This is a genomic window from Saccharothrix sp. 6-C (genome assembly GCF_016695385.1).
In the GTDB taxonomy this organism is placed as follows: Bacteria; Actinomycetota; Actinomycetes; order Mycobacteriales; family Pseudonocardiaceae; genus Actinosynnema; species Actinosynnema texasense.
Genome location: NZ_CP064192.1, coordinates 2,114,913 through 2,135,593, shown reverse-complemented (window position 1 = coordinate 2,135,593; position 20,681 = coordinate 2,114,913). Strand labels below are relative to the sequence as shown.

Below are 20,681 nucleotides of genomic sequence, written 5' to 3'. Positions count from 1 at the left end.
GGACGTGCGGGCCGCGGTGATGTCGAGGCACGTCTAGGCCGAACGGGGCGTGGTTCGTCAAAGTGATCCTCACCCGCACCCGCTGTTCTATCGTGCGTGAGTGATCGCTGGTGAGGGGGACACCGGGCCCTTCGCCCACGGGGCCGAACGGTGGCGGGTCAGGGTGCGCGACCGCGGTGGTGGCGAGGTGCTGGGCGCCGGTGTCTTGTTGGACCGGGAGCACGTGCTCACCTGCGCGCACGTCGCGCTGGCCGCCGAGGCGCTCGCCGTCGATCTGGTGGGCCTGCCCGGCGCGCCCACCAGCGATGCCCGCATCGTCGCCCACGTTCCGCCGGACGGGGACGACCGCGGTGACGTGGCGGTCCTGAAGCTCGCGACCAGGCAGCCGGCCGGGCTCGGCGCCACGCTCCGCCGGGCCGCGCTCACCTGGGACCGGCCCGTCCACACCCACGGCTACCCGCACGGCCAAGGCCTCGACATCGGGGTCTGGGCACGCATGACGCTCGCCGCCTGGGCCGGGTCCGAGTGGCTCCAGATGAACCGCCGCTCCCCCGGCGAGCAGCGGGTCCGCGCCGGGTTCAGCGGCTCCGGCGTCGCCGACGACGCCACCGGCGACGTGCTCGGCATCGTGGTCAGCGAGTACACCGACGACGACGCCGGCCTGGCGTGGATGATGCCCGTCGCCACCATCGAGGCCCACCTCCCGCTCGTCTCCCAGTGGGCGGTCGGCGACCGCGGCGTCGACCCGGACAGGTTCCCCGCTCCCGCCGACAGCACGCACCTCGCCGAACGCGTCCGCGAGATCATGGCCTGGCTCTCCCGCCGGGAGGACGGCGCCGCGGTGTTGATCGTCGTCGGTGGTGAGCGGACCGACCTGCGGCACGCCGTCGCGCTGTCCAGCGTCGGCGACTCACCCGATCCGGACCTCGCCCTGGACGTGGAAGGGCTCACCGTCGAAGAGGTCTCCCGGCGCATCGTCGACCGGGCCGGGCTCGCCACCGACGGCTCCAGCACCCGACGCGTGCAGGCGGGCACTCCGCCGATGACCGTCGTGGTGGACGGCGTCGACCAGACCGACGAACCCCAGGCATTGCTCGACGAGGTGTTCGAGCCGATGGTGCGGCACGGCGCACGCCTCGTCTTCAGCTTCGACCAGGACGACTCCGCGGGCATCGACGCCGCACGGGCCCTGGCCAGAGCCGCGGTCACCGGGCGACTCGACGGGTTCGCCGAACGCATCGCGGTGCTGCTGGCCGACAGCCCGGACACCGATGCGAGCAGGCTGCGCATCGCGCTCAGCGGCCTGCGCCGTGCCGCCGCCGCGGACTGGACGCTCGTCGCCGAACGGCTGCCCCGGTTCGACCGCGCGATCACCCGGGTCGAGAGCGGTCGCGCCGACGCGCGGCAAGTCGCAGAAGCGATGTCCGACCTGCGCGGCCAACTCGAGGGGTGGAAGGCGAAAGCGGGCGACGGCGGTCTGGCGGAGCACATCGGCTCCGCCACGGCCTACCGCAGGGCCCACGCGCTGCTGGCGGCCGACCCGGTCGACGGTGACGCCGTCCGCGAGGCGGTGAAGGAGTACCAGGACTTGGTGCGCCGGGCGTTGGCGAAGGGGGAACCGGGATGACGGCCTGCACGAGGGTGGACTGCGACGGTTCGATCGACGAGACCGACTACTGCGACACCTGCGGGCGCCCGGCCGAGACGCGGCCCTCGTCCTCGTCGAGCAGCACGGGCAGCCGCCGGTCGCGCAGCGACGACCCGGCTTCGCTGCCCGTCTTCGACTTCCCCGATCCGACCAGCCGCATCCTCACCGATCCGCAGGTCCCGGTCCGGGCCCGGCGCTGCGGCAACCCCGACTGCCCCGACCCGAAGGCCCTGCCCGCGCAGGGCGCCGGGTTCTGCCTGGCGTGCGGCACGGCGTTCTCGTTCCTGCCCAGCCTCGCGCCCGGTGACCTGGTCGCCGACCAGTACCTCGTGGTCGGCTGCTTCGCCCGCGGCGGGCTCGGGTGGATCTACCTGGCCAAGGACACGCACCTGGACGACAACCCGGTGGTCCTCAAAGGACTGATCGATGTCGCGGACGAGGACCTGGCCACCGCCGAGCGCCAGGCGCTGACCACGATCGACCACCCGAACATCGTCCGCATCTTCAACTTCGTCAGCCACCCCGACATCCACACCGGCACGCCGCGCGCTTACATCGTCATGGAGTACGTGGACGGCCTGGTGCTCAACGAGGTCGCCGAGCAGTCCCGCCTCGGCACGCTGCCGTTGGGCGAGCCGCTGCGCACCGAGCACGTCATCGCCGCGGGCCTGCAGGTCCTCGCCGCGTTCGACTACCTGCACGAACGCGGCCTGCTCTACTGCGACCTCAAACCGGACAACGTGATCATCCGCTCGGGCAGGCACGGCGAGCGCGGCAACCGGGTCAAGCTCATCGACCTCGGCGCCGTGCGGCGGGTCGGCGACCGGTCCGGCAAGGTCGTGGGCACCCGCCCCTACCAGGTGTCCGACGCCGAGATCGCGGAGCGCGGCCTCACCGTCCAGTCCGACCTGCACACCGTCGGCGAGACGCTGCGCAGGCTCTACCTGGAGACCGCGGACCACCGCGCCGGCCAGTACAGCGCCGCCGAGCGCCGGCGCATCGAGGTCGGGCTCGAATCGTTCCGCCGCGTCTACACCAAGGCCCTGCACAAGGACCCGGACCACCGGTTCGCCTCGTCCGCCGACATGGCCGACCAGCTGCGCGGAGTGCTGCGCGAGATCGCCTCGCTGCGCGACGGGCAGCCGCGGCCGGAGCCGTCGACCCGGTTCGTGCACACCGCCACGCTCCTCGACGACGGCCTCGGGGTCGTCCCGCCGTTGAGCCGGTGGATCGGCGAGCTGCCCGAGGACCTGCCGCTCGACCTCGGCCGCCCGGCTCCCGCCGTCGTGGCGATCGGCCTGCCCGTGCCGCGCGCCACCGCCGACGACCCGGCGGCCGACGTCCTGGCCGCCGCCGACGCCGAAGACCCGCGCCGCCTGCTGGACCGGCTCGACACGGCGGGCCTGCGGACACCCGAGACGGCGTTCGTCCGGTGCCGCGCGGCACTCGCCGCAGGTGACGTGGACGCGGCCGTCGAGAGCCTGAGCCAGGCGGGGAACCTGCTCGGTGACGACCGCGACTGGCGGCTGCGGTGGCACGAAGGCCTCATCGCGCTGGCCGACGGCGACGTCGAGGAAGCCAGGTCGGCGTTCGACGCGGGCTACGCCGAACTGCCCGGCGAGGACGCGCCGAAGCTCGCGCTGGCCTACTGCGACGAGCACAGCGGGGCGTTCGCCAAGGCCGAGGCCCGCTACGGCTCGGTGTGGCGACGCGACCGGTCCGTGGTGAGCGCCGTGTTCGGCCTCGCCCGGGTCCGGCTGGCGCAGGGCGACCGGGCGGGCGCGGTCACCCTGCTCGACGAGACGCCACCGGTGTCCCGGCACTACGACGCCGCCCGCATCGCGGCCGTGCGCGTCCTCAGCGGCGCGCTCGCCCGCTCCGGGCAGCTCGACCGCCCGCACGCCGCGGAACTGGCCGCCGCCAACGACCGGTTGTCCCGGCTCTACCTCGACGGCGGCGCGACCACCGGGCAGTCCCGCGTCCGGTTGGAGGCGGTGGTGCAGGAGGCCGAGCTCGCTGCGGCGATGGCGGGCGACGAGGTGCTCCGGCGCCACGAAGACGCGCTGCGGCAACGCCTGGAGCGGTCGTACCGCGCGCTCGCCAGGCAGGCCGACACCCAAGCCGAGCGCTCCGACCTGGTCGACCTCGCCAACACGTACCGGCCGGTGACCTTCCGATGAGCCACGGGGACGACGACATGGACGACAACGCGCCCGGATTCAGCCTGGCGGTCAGCCAGAACCGCTACCTGTCCACCGAGGACGACGAGATGCACGCCATCCTCACCGTGACCGCCCAGGGCGTGCCGGGCGCCGATGTCACGGCCGAGGTGGCCGAGGTGATCGCCATCGACTGCTCCGGCTCGATGGCGTACCCGCCGACGAAGATCGCGGCGGCGCAACGGGCGACGAAGGCCGCGATCGACGCCCTGCGCGACGGTGCGCTGTTCGCGGTGATCGAGGGCACGCACCTCGCCCGGGTGATCTACCCGACCGGGCCGCGCCTGGTCGCCGCGACGCCCGCGACCCGACGCGCGGCGAAGAAGGCGGTGAGCCAGTTGCAGGCCGGCGGCGGCACGAACATGGGTGAGTGGCTCGGGCTGGCCCGCGGCCTGCTCTCCGACCACCCGACCGCCGTGCGCCACGTCATCATGCTCACCGACGGGCAGAACAGCGAGGCCGACGTCAGGCTCGACGTCGAGCTGCCCGCGTGCGCGCGGGTGTTCACCTGCGACGCCCGCGGCATCGGCGCGGACTGGGAGAAGCGCGAGCTGCTGCGCATCGCGGCGGCGCTGCACGGCACGGCCGACGCCGTCCGGCAGCCCGCCGACCTCGTCGCCGACTTCGAGGCCATGACCAAGACCGCGATGGGGAAGGTCGTCCCGGAGGTCCGGGTGGTCGTGAAGACCACGACCCGCTCGGAGGTGGACTTCCTGCGGCAGACGTTCCCCACCGAGGCCCGACTCGTCGGCGACGAGGTCGACGCGCGCACCACCGCGTTCGGCACCGGGTCGTGGGGCGCGGAGAGCCGCGAGTTCCACCTCCGGCTCAAGGTCGACTCGTCGGACGCGGAACCGGACACCGACATCCGGGTGGGCCGGGTCGACCTGGAGGTGCGCCGGGCGGGTGCGACGGAGTTCGACCGCGCGTGCCCACCCGCGGTCGTCCTGGTGCGGTGGACCGACGACATGAAGAAGTCCAGCATCATGGACCCGAAGGTCGCCCACTACACCGACCAGGCTGAGCTGGGGCAAGCCGTGCTGCGCGGGTGCGACGCCCACGACACGGGAGACCTGGCGACCGCGGCGGCCGAGTGGGGCCGTGCGGTCGCCCTCGCCACCGCGTTGGACAACGACAAGGTGTTGCAGCGACTGCTGCGGTTGGTCGACGTCGTCGGTGAACCGGCCGACGGCGTGGTGCGGCTGAAGGACGACCTCGCCGCCGTCGACCTGCTGTCCGTGGGCATGAGCTCGGTCATGTCCAGCATGAGCCCCGAGATGCCGTCGGCGGCCTCACCCTCGCCCGCCGCGAGGGCGACGACCGGAGGCACGACGGGGGGCGCCACGAAGGCCGCGCCCGAGAGGACGTGCCCGAACTGCGGGAAGAGCTGGCCCGCGACCGCCCGGTTCTGCGGCGACTGCCGCACGGCGATGACCACCTGACGATCGAGCACACCGAGGAGAAGACCCCGTGACCACGGAACACCCGCACTCGAAGCTCCTGCGGTTCGCGCTGGCCGACGGCGGCACGGTCCTCGTCGAGGTGGACGAGCGGCCGGGCGTCTCCCCGGCGGGCCGGTCCTCGGCGCGGGTGCTCCAAGAGGCCCGCGCCACGTTCGAGCAGGCGGTCGCCGGTGTCCGGGACGCCGCAGCGGCGGCCCTCGCCCAGTTCGCGTCGATGACCCGCGCGCCCGACGAGGTCGAGCTGAAGTTCGGGCTCAAGCTGGACGCCGAAGCGGGCGCGGTGATCGCCCGCACCGGCGTCCAAGGCCAGTTCGAGGTCAAGCTCCGGTGGCGTCGCGACGGCCTGCCGGTCGAGGAGGAGGTCGTCGAGGAGCCGTGACGGCTCAGTCGGCGTAGGTGACGGGCGGCAGGTCGAGCGGCGGTCCGGGCACGTCCAGCCCGGCTGCCCGCACCTCGTCGACGAACCACCTGTCGCGCGAGGCCGCCAGGCTGCCGTCGGCGCGCATCCGCTCCAGCACGCCGTTCACGAACCGGATCAGGTCCGGGTGGTCCTTGCTCATCGCGACGCCCGCCTGCCCGCCGCCCTGGCCGCGCAGGTCGACCAGGGTCGTGCCGGGATCCTGGAGCTGGAGTCCCTGCAGGATCGGGAAGTCGGTGTAGACGGCGTCGACGAGGCCGCGTTGCAGCAGCATCAGGCACTCGCTGGAGTCCGGCACCGACACGGGCAGGATCCCGGTACTCGGCCTCAGCGCGAGCAGGTCGGCGATGCTCGTCGTGGCCGACGCCGCGCACACCTTCCGCCCGGACAGGTCGGCCAGCGACGACCGCCGCTCGGCGCCCGTGCGGGTCAACAGGCCCGCGTTCGTCGTCAGGTAGGGGGCGGAGTACATGACGTCGTGGGTGTAGACCCGACCGCAGGTCAACGTCACGTCGGCGAGGACCATGTGGACCTCCGGCACCTCGGCGAGCTTCGGGTCGGCCTTGCGCGCCGCGTCGTTCTTGCCCGTCCTCAGCGCCAGCAGCCTGCTGCCGGTCGGCATCGTCACCAGCCGCAGGCGCGGGTCACCGGGGGCGAACCCCGGGCCGAACAACTCGGTCGCGATCCGGTGGATGATGTCGAGCTCGTAGCCCTCCATCTCCCCCGTCACCTGGTTGCGCCGGCTGAGCAGCGGCGTGGTCTGGCTGACGCCGACCACCAGCCCGTCACGGCGGATCTCGTCCAGCGTCGGCCCCACGGGCGCGCCCGCGGCGTCACGCCCCAGGGCGGCCGGGTTGAGGGTGCGGCGCGGGTCGAACTCCAGCCGACCCTCCGCCGTCTCGCACGCCTCGATGGGCGTGGCCTCCGATCCCGGATCGGCGTAGCCGTAGGGCAGCACGAGCGGCGCGGCACGTTCCTCCTGCGGCGCGCCGGTCGGGGCCGAGCACCCCGCCAGCAGCAGGGCGAGAGCGGCCGTCACCGCACGCGCCCTCACCGGTAGTACTCCGCGATCCGGGGCCACAGCCCGGCCACCGCCGCGCCCGCCGCGGCGACCATCAGCAGGGCGAAACCGACCGCGAGCCCGTCGAGCGCCGCCCGCGCGGACGCCGTGGCCTCGGCGGAACTCCTGGTGTAGGCGGAGATCGCAGCCGTGAGGTGCTCGTCGACCTGCTCGGCGTGGGTCTTCCCGCCACCCGTCGGCGGTGTCACGATCGCGACCGTCTCGGGGTAGGTCAACGGGTTCGAGGTGTCCATCACCCGGGCGTCGGCGTCGACCCACGATGCCAGCGCCGCCGCGGCCTGCTCGACCCGGTCCCGGTCCGGGCCCGGTTCGGTGACCGGTGTGACGTCGCCGATGAGTGCGCCGATCCTGGCCAGGTCGTTCCGCAGCGCTTCGACGTCACCCAGGGTGGGGTAGATCAACATGCGTGCCTCGTTGCTGTCGGCGGACCTGCCGACGTTGCGAGCCTCCGCCAGTGGCGCCACGACCTTCTCCCGTTGCACGATGCTGTCCTCCGCGCTGCCCGAGGCGACGAGCAGCGCCGTCGGCAGCCAGACCAGGGCGACCAGCGTGAGCCCGGCCGCGGCCAGCAGACCGACGTTGACCCTGCGCCGGGTGCGCCGGGCCGTGAACCGGTGCGCCATGCCGAGGACCACCAGCACGACCACGCCCAACAGGTAGGTGGACCAGGCGTGGGAGGAGGCGTCCTCCTGGGCTTCGGTGAGTGCCCTGATCTGCTCGTCGTGCAGCTCGTCGGCGTCCTTCAGGATGGTGCCGCGCACCAGGAACGAGGCCTGGGCGAGGTAGTTCGTGCCGACGGAGTGGTTGTTGCGGCTGGCACTCCACCCGGTCTCGACCAGCTGCACGTACTGGGGCACGAGATCCGTCAGCCGCCGCACCCGATCGGCCGAACTGCCCCCGGCGTCCCGTGACGCGGCCTCGCGCAACGCGTCCACCGCGTCGAAGACGTCCTCGCGGAACTTCTGCTGGAGCCCGGGTGAGCGCTGCTGGTCGACCAGGACCGCGTCGAGCGACGTGGCGTCGGCGTCGGCGAACGTGCGGTAGATGTCGAGCGCGGCGGACGTCAGCGCTCCCCTCCGGTCGACCGCGTCGTCGAGCAGCGCCTGCCGGTCGCCCACCACGGTCATCCCGACCAGGCCGAGCGCCAGCGCGAACGCCGCGGCACAAGCCGCGATCAGCGTGAACTTGCCCTCGGTGCGCCGGAGGTGAGCACCGAAACCCTCGCGGATCAACGCCACCTCCTCCAACACCCGCACAATTGCGGTGTGCCAACGGCCTTCGCCCCGGTGAACGGTCAAGTCAAGCACAGCGATCCCGCGGTGTCGCCGGATTCGACGAACCCGTTCCGCTCCTCCACGGGGCCACCGGGCCGGGCAGCCGTGAGTGGCTGGACAGCGTCGACAGGTTCGCCTCGGTGATCTCGCACGGCAACGACGTCTCTGGGCCGACCATCAGGCTCCCGGTGGTGCCTGCTCGGCTCACCGTCCGAGCACGTCCGGACGTGCTGTTCGACCGCGCCGGTCCTAGCGATGCCCTCCGACGGAACGTCGTTACCTAGATCGAACCAGCGACGGAACCTCGCCAGCTCTGCCGCCCGGCGGTCACGGTGTTCTCCCTCTGCGCCCGGTTACGCCAGGCCGTGCCCTCCCGATCTCAGGTGCAGCCGAACGCGGAAACACCTTGTCCGCAGAAGTGCGTGATCACCTCGGTCGGATTCGGCTATGCCTTGGATTCGCACGTGATGGCGTCGAGGCGCCAGAGGGGACCGTCATGGGGAGAGGTTCCCAGGCTGACGATGGTGACGGATCGGACGCCGCTACGCGACGGGATTCTCCCGGGACGGCGGATCGTCGTGGTCGTGCTGTCCGGCAGCGGGGTCGGGCCTCGTCCTCCGGTGCCGTGGTCCAGGCGGGTCGGGACGCGGTGGTCACGTTCGAGCAGCACGTCCACCACCGGGTATCGGTGATTCGATCGGCATCGGCGGGGATCACCGTGCTGGTGGCCGCATGCGGTGTGGTCGTCGCCGTCGGCATCGCCATCGTCATCCGCAGTGGTCTGCTGCTGAAGCCGGTGCCCGCGTGGACGATTCCCGCAGTGGTGTCGCTCGTAGCCGTTCCGCTTCTGCTGCGCCGGAGGGCGCGGAAGCCGGGCACGCGTCAAGTATTCCTGGTGACCTCGGCTTTCAGTCAGAAGTACTGGGTCGCCGAGTTCGTGCAACGCCTGCACCGGGCGCTGGACCGCAAGGGCATCAACCTGGTGTTGAAGGTGCCCGACCGGGACTACGACGCTGCTTCGCAGGGTCACGACCTGCGGAGGGTGCTCAACACCAGGGGCAGCTACTTGGGTGGTGTCGTCGTCCCGACCGAGCTGCACCGGATGCGCTCGCTGCTGGTGGAGTTCTGCGCCGAGCTGGCGCTGCCGGTGGTGTTCACCGATGTCGAGCCGTTCGACGAGGAGAGCGAGTATCCCGCGAACACCGCGTTCGTCGGCTACGCCAGCTCCGACCTCGGGGCGGAAGCGGGCCGTTGGCTGGTAAACCATCTGCGGCGACGTGGGGTGCGGCGGCCGCACGTGTTGATCGTCGCCAGCCGTGAGCACTCCGATCGTCAGGAGTCTTGTGCGGACGTCCTGCGAACCGGCTTGGGCAACGTGTCGATCAGCCTCGACGACACCTGCGCCTTCAGCCGCTCACGTGCCTACAACGCTGTCCAGGCCCACATCCGGTCGCAAGCCGTGCGGTCGCCCCGTCTGGACGCCGTGTTCTGCACCAACGACGAGATGGCGCTGGGGGCGGTCGACGCACTGCGCGCGACGGAATCACCGCTCACCGGGGAGACCACGGTCATCGGTGTCGACGGGATCCCCGAGGCCCGACACCTCATCGCGACCGCCGCAAGCCCGCTGCGGGCCACGGTGGTCCAGGATCCCCACCGCCTCACCGAGAGCGCCGTCGAGGTGCTGCAGAGGTTGCTCGATGGTCGACAGACGGCGACGCGAACGATTCTCAAGCCTGAGGTGTACCAAGTCCGGTGAACATCTCCGGGCTTGACCGGAGTGCACGTCGCGACGAACTGAAGTGTCGTGGACTCCGGAACAGCGCGCACCAACACGGAGATGTCCACCGGCGTGCCCGCTTCCCAGTCGAGAACGTCGAACAACCTGCCGCACGTCAACCGACCTTCGTGATCGCACACCGCCGTCGCGCGACGACGCTGGTGCGGTGAGCGCATCGGCGGCAGTTCGACCGGGCCGAGTGCCGATCGAGGCACGCGCGAAGGCCGAGGGTGCGGCGATCACGTGGGTCGACCAGTGCGGTCTGCGCTCCGATGCTGCACGGATGCGACTCGAAGGACAGCGGTCAGACTTCGACGTCCCGCGTGGCGCGGCGGGCGGGTGGTTGTAAGTCGGGCGGTTTCCACCACGGGTGCCCCTGCTGCCGCCTGGTGACGTCCCACCAGCCCGTCCGAAGGACAAGGCGGTATCGCACCGACGTCACCGACAGCCAGTGGGCCGAGCTGGATCCGCTGCTACCGATCCGGCGTGCGTGGCCGGCCGTGGCGGGCGGTGGGAGAAGCACTGCCGCCGGGTGATAGTGGCCGCGATCCTCTACGTGGTCGACAACGGCGTCGACTGGCGGGCACTTCCCGTGGATTTCCCGCCGTGGCCCACGGTCTACGAGCGCTTCGCCGCCTGGGAGGAGGTCGGTGCCACGCAGCGGATGCCCGACGCGTTGCGCGACCGGGCCCGGCTCGCGCTCGACGCAGGACCGGGTCGCCGCGCGCAGCCTGGTGGTGGAGATCGTCCAACGTCCCGATCTGCCGTACTCCACCGTGCTGCCGAGAAGGCGGGTGGTGGGACGCACTCCGGCCTGGATCACCGGACACCGCCGCTGCGTCCGCGACCACGAACGCCTACCCCACCATCGTCCGCTGGTCATGATCCGCATCACCAGCCGCCGACTCACCCAACAGCAGTAGCTCGGAAAGAGCTATCAAGGCCAACCGCGCCTACCTGCGACACCGCGGGATCAAGGCGACCATCGACCAACCCCGCGACCAGGCCGCCCACCGCAAGGCCAAAGGCTCCGCTGGTGGACGGCCACCCACGATCGACCGGGAAATCTACAAACAGCGCCACGCCGTCGAATGCGGCATCAACCTGCTCAAGCAGCACCGGGCGGTCGCCACCCGCTACGACAGACTCACCGTCCGCTACCAGGCCACCATCCATACCGCCGCCATCGACGTCTGGCTACGCCACATCTGAAACGCGACCTAGTGGCTCGGGCGGCGGCGGGGAACGGCGGCGTGCCGGTCAGATCCCCACTCGGGCCCCGATGCCCTCGTAGATGTAGCCGTAGTTGGTGGTCGAGTCGACCACCTCGGCCCAGCTCGTCGTGTGGAAGTGGTCGGTGGTGGTCCCGTGCCGCAAGCGGTAGAACGGCACGCCCATGGTCGAATCCGCCGGGTAGACGTAGGCGCCGATGCCCTCGTACACGTAGTTGTCCCAGCTGGTCACCCTGACGACTTCCGCCCAGCTCGTCGTGTGGAAGTGGTCCGGGGAATTGCGGTGCCGCACGCGGTAGAAGGGGACCGTTCCCGCTTCCTGCACGGAGAAGACGACCCCGTCGACGCCCTCGTAGCGGTAGCCGTCCCGGCTGGTCGCGGTGACGACCTCGTTCCAGTCCGTCGTGTGGAAGTGGTCCCTGACCGTTTTCGCCAAGCGGTGGAACTGCACGATGGCCTGCGTCGTCACCTCCGACGCGGCGGGCGTCGTGGCCGCGATCTGCGCCGAGGCGGGCGCGGGCACGATCACGCCGCCGCCGAGGCCGAAGACGACCGCGAGCAGGAGGCCGGACGCCGCTCGGACGGCGGCGGGACGCGTTCTGGGCTGACTCAAGTCATTCCTCCAAGGGTGAGCTGTTCCGGTGCGGGCCGGACGAGACCGGCCAGGTCCTCCGGGCGGTGGTCGCCGGTCCGCTCCTCGTGGTCCCGTGCCCCGCCACGCCTGCCACGTTGCTCGACCGACCGAACGAAAACCTGCGGGAAACCTGCAACCGCCGGACGTCGCTGCTAGACCGGTACCAACCGGGCCGGTCGGCGAGGGGGGTTCCGTGGTGGCGGTCGAGTTCCGCGTGCTGGGGCCGGTGCGGGCGAGCATCGGCGAGCGGCCCGTCGACCTGGGCCACGCCCGGCAGCGGTGCGTGCTGGCGGTGCTGCTGGTCGAGGCCAACCAGTGGTTGTCCGCCGACCAACTGCTCGACCGGGCGTGGGGTGACCGGGTGCCGCCCGGTGGCCGGAGCACCCTCTACGGCTACCTGTCACGCCTGCGCCGGGCCCTGCGCGCCACCCGGCAGGCCGACATCGTGCACCGGGCGAACGGCTACGAGATAGTCGTGGACGAGGACGCGGTGGACGTGCACCGGTTCCGCCGGTTGGTCGCCCTCGCCCGCGCCGAGACGGACCAGGTCCGCGCGCTCGAACTGGCCGAGCGCGCATCGGGGCTGTGGCGGGGCGAGGCGCTGCTGGGACTGGACACGCCGTGGACCACGGCGGTGCGCAACGGGCTGGAGCGGGAGCGGTTCGCCGCCGACACCGACCGCCTGGACCTGGCCCTGCGGCTCGGTCGGCATTCCGCGCTGCTGCCCGAACTCACCGACCGCGCCACCGCGCACCCGCTGAACGAGCACGTGGCCGCCCAGCTCATGCTCGCGCTCTACCGCGCCGGTCGCCAGGCCGAGGCCCTGGATGAGTACCGGCAACTGCGCGCCCGCCTGGCCGACGAACTGGGCGCCGAGCCGGGGCAGGAGCTGCGGCGGCTCCACCAGCAGGTGCTGTCCGCGGACGCCGACCTGACCGCTCCGGCGGCGGACCGGTCACCGGTGGTTCCCCGCCAACTGCCCGCCGCGCCCGCGCCGTTCACCGGGCGCGTCCCGGAGCTGGCCGAACTCGACCGCGCCCTGCTCGCGGCACCGCGCGGGCAGGCGAGCGGAACGGTGGCGGTCGGCGGTGTCGGCGGGATCGGCAAGACCTGGCTCGCGCTGTCCTGGGCGCACCGCAACCTGCACCGGTTCCCCGACGGGCAACTGTTCGTGGACCTGCACGGGTTCAGCCCCACCGGAGAGCCGATCGACCCGGCTGACGCGCTGCGCGGCTTCCTCACGGCGCTGGGCGTCGCCCCCGACCGGGCCCAGGCGGACCCGGGCGCGCTGTACCGCGGCCTGATGGCCGGGCGACGGGCGCTGGTGGTGCTGGACAACGCCGCCACCGCCGACCAGGTCGTCCCGCTGCTGCCGGGCAGCCCGACCTGCACCGTGCTGGTCACCAGCCGGACCAGCCTGCCGTCGGTGATCGACCGGCACGGTGCGCACCACCTGCCGCTGGGCGTGCTCACCTCCGTCGAATCCCGCGCGCTGCTGACGTCACGCCTGGGCGAGCACCGCGCCGACGCCGAACCCGGCGCCGTGGACGAGCTGGTCGGGCTGTGCGGCCGGCACCCCCTGGCCCTGGTGATCACCGCACGGCACGCCGCCACCCGCCCCCGGCTCCCGCTGGCCGAGCTGGCCGCGGAACTGCGCGAGCCGGGACTGGAGGTGCTCGACCACGAGACCGACGTCACCGCCAGCCTGCCCGCCGTGCTGTCCTGGTCCCTGCACCGCCTCACCGCGCAACAGCGCGCGGTGTTCGTGCTGCTCGGCATCGCGCCCGGCCCGGACATCGACCTGCCCGCCGCCGCCTCCCTCACCGGCCTGACCACGACCGAGGCACGCCGGGCACTGCGCGTCCTGGAGGACCACTCGCTGCTCGACCGGCACCCGCACGGCCGCCACGCGATGCACGACCTGGTCCGCGCCTACGCCACCACCACCGCCGCCGACCACCTGCCCGAACCGGAGCGGGAGGCCGCGCTGGAGCGGTTGGCGGACTTCTACCTGCACACGGCCCACACCGCCGAACGGTCCCTGAACCCCCACCGCCCGCCGATCCACCTCGACCCGCCCGCTCCCGGGACCCACTCCCACCCGCTGCCCGACCGCGCCGCCGCACTGGCCTGGATGGACGCCCACCACCCCCACCTCCTGGCGGTCCAGCACGACGCCGCCACCCGGCGCCGCCACCGGACCGCGTGGCGGATCGCCTGGACCCTGGCCACCTTCCACCGCCTGCGCGGGCACATCCACGACGACCTGGCCGTGTGGCAGGCCGCCGCCGACGCCGCCGGCCACCTGCCCGAACCCGGCGCCCGGATCCTCGCCCACCGCCTCCTCGGCCACGCCCTCGCCGAACTGGGGCGGCACGACGACGCCATCGCCAACCTGCACCAAGCCCTCGCCCTCGCCCGCCGGCACCACGACCTCACCCAGCAGGCCCACACCGAGCACGCCCTCACCTGGGCCTGGGAGCAGCGCGGCGACGACCACAAGGCCCTGGAGCACGCCCGGCACGCCCTGGACCTCTTCCGCGCCCTCGACCAGCCGGTGTGGGAGGCCACCGCGCTCAACATGGTGGGCTGGTACGCCGCCCGGGTGGGCGAGTACGACCACGCCCGCGAGCACTGCCAGGCGGCCCTCGACCTCTACCGCCGCCACGACGACCCCGACGGCGAGGCGGACACCCTGGACAGCTTCGGCTGGATCGAGCACCACACCGGCCACCACCACCGGGCCATCGACCACTACCGGCAAGCCCTGGCCCTGTACCGCACCGTCGGCAACGCCACCGAGGCCGCCGACACCCTGGACAACCTCGGCCACCCCCACACCGCCCTCGGCGACCACGCCCCGGCCCGCGCCGCCTGGCAGGAAGCGCTCGACCTCTACCGGCGGCAGGGCCGCCACACCGACGCCGAACGCGTCCGACGACAACTCGCCGAACTCGACGTGGCGCCGGCCGGGCGGTCCGGGGCGTCAGCGGACCCGCCCGGGGGATGCGCGCCCGGAGCCGGATAGGCCTCCGCAAAGCCCAACATCAAGGTCGGAAGTCGACAGCGCGCCTTCACCGCGTGAATATGGCGTCGGTCTGCCTCCACGTTTCGGCAGCCCCCGCCCCCGTCCTCTCGTACACGGCCAGTTCAGCCCAGCTCACCCGCCGCCCCCCATCGACCGTGAGGAGAGTCCGAACAGCGTCCGGGCGTTCTCCGCGCTCTGGGAGTGCAGTGGGAAGCCACCTTCCACCGAGTTGACGTCAGCGCGGTCCTCGAAGGCCAAGCCGTAGCCCGCCACGCGGGCGTCTTCGGCCTCCGACATCGACACGGGCGCCCGAGGGCTCGCCCTGCGCGACCGCGCACTGCTGCTGACCGGCGTCGCCATCGCCACCCGCCGCTCCGAACTCGCCGCGCCCCGGGCCGCCGACCTCCACCTCGAACCACGCGGTATGACCGTCACCGCGCGTGCCGGCGAACCCGGCGCCGGCACTGCCCGCGTGCCCGTCCTCACAGCGCCGACCCCCGCCACCCTCCCGGTACGGGCCTAGCGGTCTGGGACGCCGCCCTGCGCGGACACCCCGGAGAACACACCAGCGGCCCCCGCCGTGCGTTAGCCGGTGGCACGCCACGTAGATGAGGTACCGGTTGGGTCTGCTGCACCGATAGGTGACATCCGAGTTGGCTTGCCGTGATGGTGAGCTGGGAGGATGTCGCTGTGCCCAAGCCCTACCCCCAGGAGTTCCGCGACGGTGTCGTGCGGGTCGCGCGTGACCGCGAGCCCGGCTTGACCGTCATTTGTCGCAGGCGGACCTGCCGGGGAATGGCTCTACCCGCTCGTGAGCGAGCTCGCCGCCGACGGGATTTCCCGTCTCGGTGACGTGCGGGGTACTCGACATCGCTCGACAGCCGTACTACCGGTGGCGTGGCTGGCCGGTCACCGGGACGGAACTCGATCAGGCGTATCGGGCGAACGTGCGGTTCGACGCCCACCGCGACGACCCGGAGTTCGGTTACCGGTTCCTGGTTGACGAGGCGCGCGCCGTGGGCCTGTCGATGGCGGATCGGACCGCGTGGCGGATCTGCTCGTCCACGGGCTGGTGGAGTGCCTTCGGCAAGAAACGCGGTCCCAACGGGAAGAAGGCCGGTCCGCCGGTCCATGACGACCTCGTCCGCCGCGACTTCACCGCCACCGCACCGAACCGGCTGTGGCCGGCCGACATCACCGAACACCGCACCACAGAGGGAAAGCTGTACCTGTGCGCGGTCAAGGATGTCCGCTCCAACCGGATCGTCGGCTACTCCATCGACTCCCGGATGAGGTCCCGCCTCGCCGTCGCCGCGCTCACCAACGCCGTCGCCCTCCGCGGTGAGATCGTCGGCTGCGTGGTGCACACCGACCGCGGCCAGCCAGGCTGCGTGACTACAACTGTCACCTATTCGTGCAGCAGACCCGAGCACGTTCGGGTGCCCGGTCGAGCAGCCTTGCCATGCGCAGCTCGGCGAGTAGTCATCCGTGCAGTTGCCGCCACCCTGCGGCCTCGTGTGAACGTCCGCCCCAACCCAACCTCGATCTCCGGCCGCCGGATCGCCCATCACCCGGCAAGTCACATCTCTACCGCCGATCGCCGGTCGAAGATCCGCTGTGCGGACACACCGCCCCCTGCGATCGCGGCGGCCGGGGCCGACGCCTCGGATACCGATGGCCGGCCGGACGACGAGGCCGGCGGCACCGCTCGGTTCCAGCTCGCGATGCTGCGCGAACACCTGGCTGCCGACCGACCCCCGCCGGCTGCTCCGGATCCTCCCGGCTGATCACCGACGGCAAGCTGGACGCGGCGGAGCTACCGCTACCGGTCAACGCGCCGGCAAAGACCGCCGACGCCCTGACCAGGAACGAGGACCCAGCCTCGAAGCTGCGCGAGCTGTGGGCGCGGTGCTGGGCGTGCCAGGGGGGCTGAATGACGACTTCTTCGAACTGGGCGGCAACGCTGTTCGCGGAGCGCATCGGAGCGCGTCGGAGCGCGGATACGCGAAGGCGGACGGCCGCCGCTGCAGCTGCGCGAGCCGTACCCGCCACCGACGATCCGCTCGGTGCTCACCGCTCTCGGGCGACGACCACAGACGGCTGACCGCGGCCATGAGGGCTGACCGGCTGACCGAGGTCGCACCGTTCGGTCGATGTTCCGGTTCTCCCGACCGGTGATGCTGGATACGGCACTTCCGGATCACATCACCCAAAGGGGTCGAACTCGTGCGGAAACTGTCTCACGCCCTCGTAGCCGCCATCGGAGTCTTGGCCCTGGTCACCCTGCCCTCGACAGCCCAGGCCGGTTCCCCCGTCGGTGCCCAGGCTGCCGGCCTGGAGTGCACGATCTACCCCTACTGGACCTACCCGCCCGTCTACAGCAACTCCTGCGTCTCGCCGCGACCGTCGTACAGCTCCACCATCCAGTTCCGGGTCCAGTCCCCGACCCCCGGCGCCACCTACTCCTGGTCACTGAGCGGCGCCCCGCTCCCGGCGAGCTGCACGTCCACGTCATCGACCTGCACCGTGGCAGTGAACACCACCAGAACCGACCGCCACGTCACGGCGACCGTCACCTCCTCCAGCGGCGGCCTGATCTCCGACGCCTGGGCACTCGCCGCCTGCCCCGGACCGACCGGCGTCGAGTTCTGCTGAGAGGTCGTCCACCGCTCGACCGGCACGGCACGGGAATGCCCGCAGGCCAGGGTGACACGGGCGTGGCCGACGACGAGGTCGACACCGAGGAGCAGTCGCACTGGCAAGGCGTCGACGGCGACCCCCGCTACACCCGCGATGGCCCGGCCGACGATGCCCACCCCGCGCGGCCGGTCACCGGGTGGCCTACCTGCCCGGCCTGACCATGCGTCGCATCGCCGACCTCTACCGGGACGCGCGAAGACCGACGCCCGCGACGCCTTCGTCATCGCCAACGCCACCCGCAACCGGCCTACCGGAAGCCGAGCGTTTCCGGCTCAACAGGTAGTTATATCGATCAGGTCTGCAGAGGTGACACACCAGCGCAGCCAAAAGGTCGATTCCACGTCCCAAAAGGCCGGGGCAGTGGACCCTGACGGTGTAGTGAACGAGAAACCCTGGGTCGAAGCTATCGCCCGCAAGGTCAGGTGGACGCCGTCGTAGTCCTTCGCGATATCCGTCCACCGCGGGTAGATCAAGCCTGCTTCGCGGTCAGGGTACGCCTGCACCAGATCGGCCCATTGCTGTGCCGAGGATATCTCCAACACTGAACCGGCCGTCCGGACGAGCCACGTGCGCCATGGCAGCGGATACAGGTCCGAACCGGAGTACAAGTCGAGGTAGGTCCGCCAACTGCTCTTGCCGGTACGGGTGGCCGTAGAAGTGAACATCCCGATGTTGAAAGGCTTGGTGCTGCGCCGCCCTGGTGACGTACTGGTCGGTTCGATGAAATGCGCTCGTCTGGGTGGCCAGCTGTGGCGTGCGGTAGCGATCCAGTGCTGTCGTTCGTGATCCAGAGGCCCGGAGACCAGGCCGCCCTCGTCTCGTGCGATGACGTTGAGCAGTCGACATTCGGCTGCCAGTTCGTCGGCATCGGCGGGAACGAGGGCGGCCTGATCCTCAGGCATGCTCGTGTTGGTGTACGAGCCCATGACCGAAGCGAAGCACGCAAGTCCGGATTCGGTTTCGGGTAGCGGATCGGCATCCAACTCCGCGAAGCGCCGCCTCAGTGTTTCGAGTGCCCGGTACGCCACCCTTGACCCCAACTCCGTGTTCGCAGTGGTGCTCGTGACGAGGCTATCAGCAGGTGATGGCCCTGGTCGGCCCGAAGCCGGAGCTCGCCCCCGTAGGCGGAACGTAGCCGGCGGGGAACTGCACGACGTAGGACATCCAGCCCTGGTACGTCGCCCCGTGGCACGGCTCCGCCGCGTTGTTCTGCGCGGACCTCGCGCCGTAGACACTCTTCGCCCCGGAGTCCTTGACCAGACTGCCGCTGCGATAGAGCGCCGCGCGAATCGAGATATAGGGTACGGGTGCGGTGCACGACAGCGTGACCACGACGTTGACGGTACCGGGCACGTGTGTGGAGTTGTGCGGGCTCTGCACGTTCGGCGTACAGGTAATTACGGCTGCGGCGCCGAACTGTCCCGGCGTGCTCGACGTGGCGGTGAGACTCGGCCACGTCGCCGTGGTGATCGAATTCGTCGGTGGCGTGACTGAGACTTCCGTCGCGGAGGCCGTCCCGTTCCCTGCCGCCATGGACAGACACGCCAAGATCGTCAGTAAGAATGCTTTGGTTTTCACAACAAATCCCCCTTTGGTGATACCAATTCTCGGGGGCGAATCGAGCGTTGCGTGCGGAGTGCCGCCTGCGACGGTGTCGCTTGCTTCTTGTCCAGAGTCGAGCCGTGTTCAGCAGTGATGCTGCACAGGCGAAATTCCCCCCGAAGACTCCCCCGAGTCAGACGACGACTCTATGTTGAGCGATACCCGAAACGCCATACTCCGATCGGGTGGCGCGTTCTTTTCCATGCCACATTTTTGCGGTTGATCGGCACCGTAGTTCGCTGTAGCGCACTTCGACGCATCAGTGTTAGGCAGCTGAAAGTCGGCTGCCAAACGCTCTGCAGTGGATCAGGAAGCCGTGACCAGGCAAGACGCCTGAGGTTCACGTGCCGTGCACAGGACTGCAGGCATACGCAGCAACCGCATGGCGCGGATCGGTCTGGTCGTCTGACGGCCTCGGACTGGTGGCGCTACGTCCGCGCACTGCGCGCGCCAACGCGTCAAGTCGGATGGGTCACCAGTCGTGCGCGCAGCGCAGTAGAGCGGCACGACGGCGCCGACACGCCGATCCGTCGGCCTCGGGTGCACATGGCCGGGGAACGCGCCTGCTGCAGCGGCGCCCTCTTTCATCATGCCTGGTCAGGCGCTTCCCGCTGTTCCGCCGCCGCAGCGGAAGCGGCAGCCGCTTGGGCTTCAGCGTCCCGCCGCGATGTCCAGCCTGGCCGCGCGTTCCAGATGCGGCCCCCGGTAGCGGCGCTCCGCCGGGTCCTCGGCCGGATCGCGGGTGATGTCGGTCTTGGTCGCTGGGCCGCGCGGCACCGACACCGGCTGGCGGCTCGACGGGCGTCGGTGACAGCTGGAGCAGCAGCCGGCGACCAGGTAGGCGGGTTGCCCGACTCACCCCGCGCGCTGGCATACGACGCCACGTACACCGGCCGGCTGCGCCGCAGGGTCCGGTGCCGGGGTAGCGGCCGGCCCAGGCGCACGCCGGGACCGCACTTCTTTTTTTCCTGGTCGCGACCGCCTCGCGCACCATCGTCTCGGCGACCGCGTCCAGCGCCGCGCCGGGGTGCAGCGCCCAGCAGTCGGACAACTGGCGGCGGTCGACGAACTACCGTGCCACCAGCACCTCGTCGATCCACTCCCAACAGCGTCCAGGTCAGTTCGGCTTGATCTGCGGCGAGACCCACCCAGCACACCGGAGTGGCTCGAGCGGTCGCCCGCCCGACGTGTCACCCCGCCGGGAAGACGGCGAGTACGACTCGATTACGCACGGCCACCGCCAGGGCAGTCGGTGGGCCGTGCCCGGAATCGGGCACGGTATTTGGGTCGGTGGTTGGCTGTGGTCATGCTGGAGCCCGTGGGAGACGAGGTGCCGGAGGAGTTGCTCCGGCACGTGGTCAGGACGACGGGGTTGCCCGGCGGGCTCGCGCGGCGGGTTGTGTCGGATGTCATGGGCTACTTCGTCGAGACGGCGGAGGAGTACGTGGTGCGCCGGCACGCCGAGTTGAGGCGCGCCGGGGTCGGCAACGCCCGGATCTGGGTGTTGTTGCGGGAGGAGCTGGACGTGCGGCCCGTGGCCGCGCCGCCGCTGTCCGAACGGCAGCTGCGCCGGATCGTCTACGGCTAGGCCGACGAAGAGGG

General features: G+C 71.2%; 17 protein-coding genes and 2 pseudogenes. 12 read left to right on the top strand and 7 right to left on the bottom strand.

Annotated features, from left to right (window positions below):
* Positions 1 to 100 precede the first annotated feature (100 nt).
* The 4 genes from IOD16_RS09855 to IOD16_RS09840 are packed head-to-tail and all read left to right on the top strand — an operon-like array spanning position 101 to position 5,709.
* Positions 101 to 1,627 carry a trypsin-like peptidase domain-containing protein gene (locus IOD16_RS09855; RefSeq protein WP_201439771.1) on the top strand — a complete coding sequence of 509 codons (1,527 nt, stop codon included), beginning with the start codon at positions 101 to 103 and terminating at the stop codon, positions 1,625 to 1,627.
* Positions 1,624 to 3,828 carry a serine/threonine-protein kinase gene (locus IOD16_RS09850; protein WP_201439770.1) on the top strand — a complete coding sequence of 735 codons (2,205 nt, stop codon included), beginning with the start codon at positions 1,624 to 1,626 and terminating at the stop codon, positions 3,826 to 3,828. The genes IOD16_RS09855 and IOD16_RS09850 overlap by 4 nt, the downstream gene beginning before the upstream one ends.
* Positions 3,825 to 5,309, top strand: coding sequence for a VWA domain-containing protein (locus tag IOD16_RS09845; RefSeq protein WP_201439769.1), 1,485 nt, complete (start codon positions 3,825 to 3,827; stop codon positions 5,307 to 5,309). Before IOD16_RS09850 ends, IOD16_RS09845 begins: the two co-directional genes overlap by 4 nt.
* Positions 5,310 to 5,337: 28 nt before the next feature.
* A complete protein-coding gene (locus tag IOD16_RS09840; RefSeq protein ID WP_201439768.1) occupies positions 5,338 to 5,709 on the top strand; it encodes a CU044_2847 family protein in 372 nt (123 codons plus the stop codon).
* Between the two features lie 4 nt (positions 5,710 to 5,713).
* Here the strand turns inward: IOD16_RS09840 and IOD16_RS09835 are convergent, their stop codons facing one another.
* Both IOD16_RS09835 and IOD16_RS09830 read right to left on the bottom strand, forming a co-directional pair.
* On the bottom strand, positions 5,714 to 6,802 hold the full coding sequence (locus IOD16_RS09835; RefSeq protein WP_201439767.1) for a transporter substrate-binding domain-containing protein: 1,089 nt from the start codon (positions 6,800 to 6,802) through the stop codon (positions 5,714 to 5,716).
* Positions 6,799 to 8,079, bottom strand: a complete 1,281-nt coding sequence (locus tag IOD16_RS09830) for a hypothetical protein (protein WP_201439766.1) — start codon at positions 8,077 to 8,079, stop codon at positions 6,799 to 6,801. The genes IOD16_RS09835 and IOD16_RS09830 overlap by 4 nt, the downstream gene beginning before the upstream one ends.
* A gap of 673 nt (positions 8,080 to 8,752) precedes the next feature.
* Here IOD16_RS09830 and IOD16_RS09825 point away from each other — a divergent pair.
* The 3 genes and pseudogenes from IOD16_RS09825 to IOD16_RS09820 all read left to right on the top strand — a co-directional run bounded on the left by IOD16_RS09825 (position 8,753) and on the right by IOD16_RS09820 (position 10,806).
* A complete protein-coding gene (locus IOD16_RS09825) occupies positions 8,753 to 9,862 on the top strand; it encodes a sugar ABC transporter substrate-binding protein (protein WP_236594860.1) in 1,110 nt (369 codons plus the stop codon).
* Between the two features lie 391 nt (positions 9,863 to 10,253).
* A pseudogene (locus tag IOD16_RS41405) lies at positions 10,254 to 10,490 on the top strand (transposase); the annotation flags it as partial.
* 43 nt (positions 10,491 to 10,533) lie between these two features.
* Positions 10,534 to 10,806 carry a hypothetical protein gene (locus tag IOD16_RS09820; RefSeq protein WP_201441782.1) on the top strand — a complete coding sequence of 91 codons (273 nt, stop codon included), beginning with the start codon at positions 10,534 to 10,536 and terminating at the stop codon, positions 10,804 to 10,806.
* A gap of 337 nt (positions 10,807 to 11,143) precedes the next feature.
* On the opposite strand, the gene IOD16_RS09810 is transcribed toward IOD16_RS09820, so the two are convergent.
* Positions 11,144 to 11,728: a hypothetical protein gene (locus tag IOD16_RS09810; protein WP_201439764.1), complete on the bottom strand. Its 585-nt coding sequence runs from the start codon at positions 11,726 to 11,728 to the stop codon at positions 11,144 to 11,146.
* Positions 11,729 to 11,945: 217 nt separating this feature from the next.
* On the opposite strand from IOD16_RS09810, the gene IOD16_RS09805 reads away from it, so the two are divergent.
* Together IOD16_RS09805 and IOD16_RS09800 are read left to right on the top strand one after the other, a co-directional pair.
* The gene (locus tag IOD16_RS09805) at positions 11,946 to 14,777 is read left to right on the top strand and encodes an AfsR/SARP family transcriptional regulator (protein WP_201439763.1); all 2,832 of its coding nucleotides are present in this window, start codon (positions 11,946 to 11,948) and stop codon (positions 14,775 to 14,777) included.
* A 947-nt stretch (positions 14,778 to 15,724) separates the two neighbouring features.
* Complete coding sequence (locus IOD16_RS09800) at positions 15,725 to 16,564, top strand: DDE-type integrase/transposase/recombinase (RefSeq protein WP_201439762.1); 840 nt, start codon at positions 15,725 to 15,727, stop codon at positions 16,562 to 16,564.
* Between the two features lie 672 nt (positions 16,565 to 17,236).
* Here IOD16_RS09800 and IOD16_RS09795 read toward each other — a convergent pair.
* Positions 17,237 to 17,593: a hypothetical protein gene (locus tag IOD16_RS09795; protein WP_201439761.1), complete on the bottom strand. Its 357-nt coding sequence runs from the start codon at positions 17,591 to 17,593 to the stop codon at positions 17,237 to 17,239.
* 2 nt (positions 17,594 to 17,595) lie between these two features.
* Between IOD16_RS09795 and IOD16_RS09790 the strand changes: the two are divergent.
* A pseudogene (locus tag IOD16_RS09790) lies at positions 17,596 to 17,726 on the top strand (IS110 family transposase); the annotation flags it as partial.
* Positions 17,727 to 17,749: 23 nt separating this feature from the next.
* On the opposite strand, the gene IOD16_RS09785 reads toward IOD16_RS09790, so the two are convergent.
* Together IOD16_RS09785 and IOD16_RS09780 are read right to left on the bottom strand one after the other, a co-directional pair.
* A complete protein-coding gene (locus IOD16_RS09785; protein WP_201439760.1) occupies positions 17,750 to 18,505 on the bottom strand; it encodes a hypothetical protein in 756 nt (251 codons plus the stop codon).
* Positions 18,506 to 18,551: 46 nt separating this feature from the next.
* Positions 18,552 to 18,809, bottom strand: coding sequence for a hypothetical protein (locus tag IOD16_RS09780; protein ID WP_201439759.1), 258 nt, complete (start codon positions 18,807 to 18,809; stop codon positions 18,552 to 18,554).
* Between IOD16_RS09780 and IOD16_RS09775 the strand changes: the two genes are divergently transcribed.
* Positions 18,802 to 19,173: a hypothetical protein gene (locus IOD16_RS09775; protein WP_201439758.1), complete on the top strand. Its 372-nt coding sequence runs from the start codon at positions 18,802 to 18,804 to the stop codon at positions 19,171 to 19,173. The two genes, IOD16_RS09780 and IOD16_RS09775, sit on opposite strands and share 8 nt — an antisense overlap.
* 557 nt (positions 19,174 to 19,730) lie before the next feature.
* Here IOD16_RS09775 and IOD16_RS40910 read toward each other — a convergent pair.
* Positions 19,731 to 19,856, bottom strand: coding sequence for a hypothetical protein (locus IOD16_RS40910; RefSeq protein WP_268957691.1), 126 nt, complete (start codon positions 19,854 to 19,856; stop codon positions 19,731 to 19,733).
* A 529-nt stretch (positions 19,857 to 20,385) separates the two neighbouring features.
* On the opposite strand from IOD16_RS40910, the gene IOD16_RS09770 reads away from it, so the two are divergent.
* Positions 20,386 to 20,667: a hypothetical protein gene (locus tag IOD16_RS09770; protein WP_268957690.1), complete on the top strand. Its 282-nt coding sequence runs from the start codon at positions 20,386 to 20,388 to the stop codon at positions 20,665 to 20,667.
* The last annotated feature ends 14 nt before the right edge of the window (positions 20,668 to 20,681 follow it).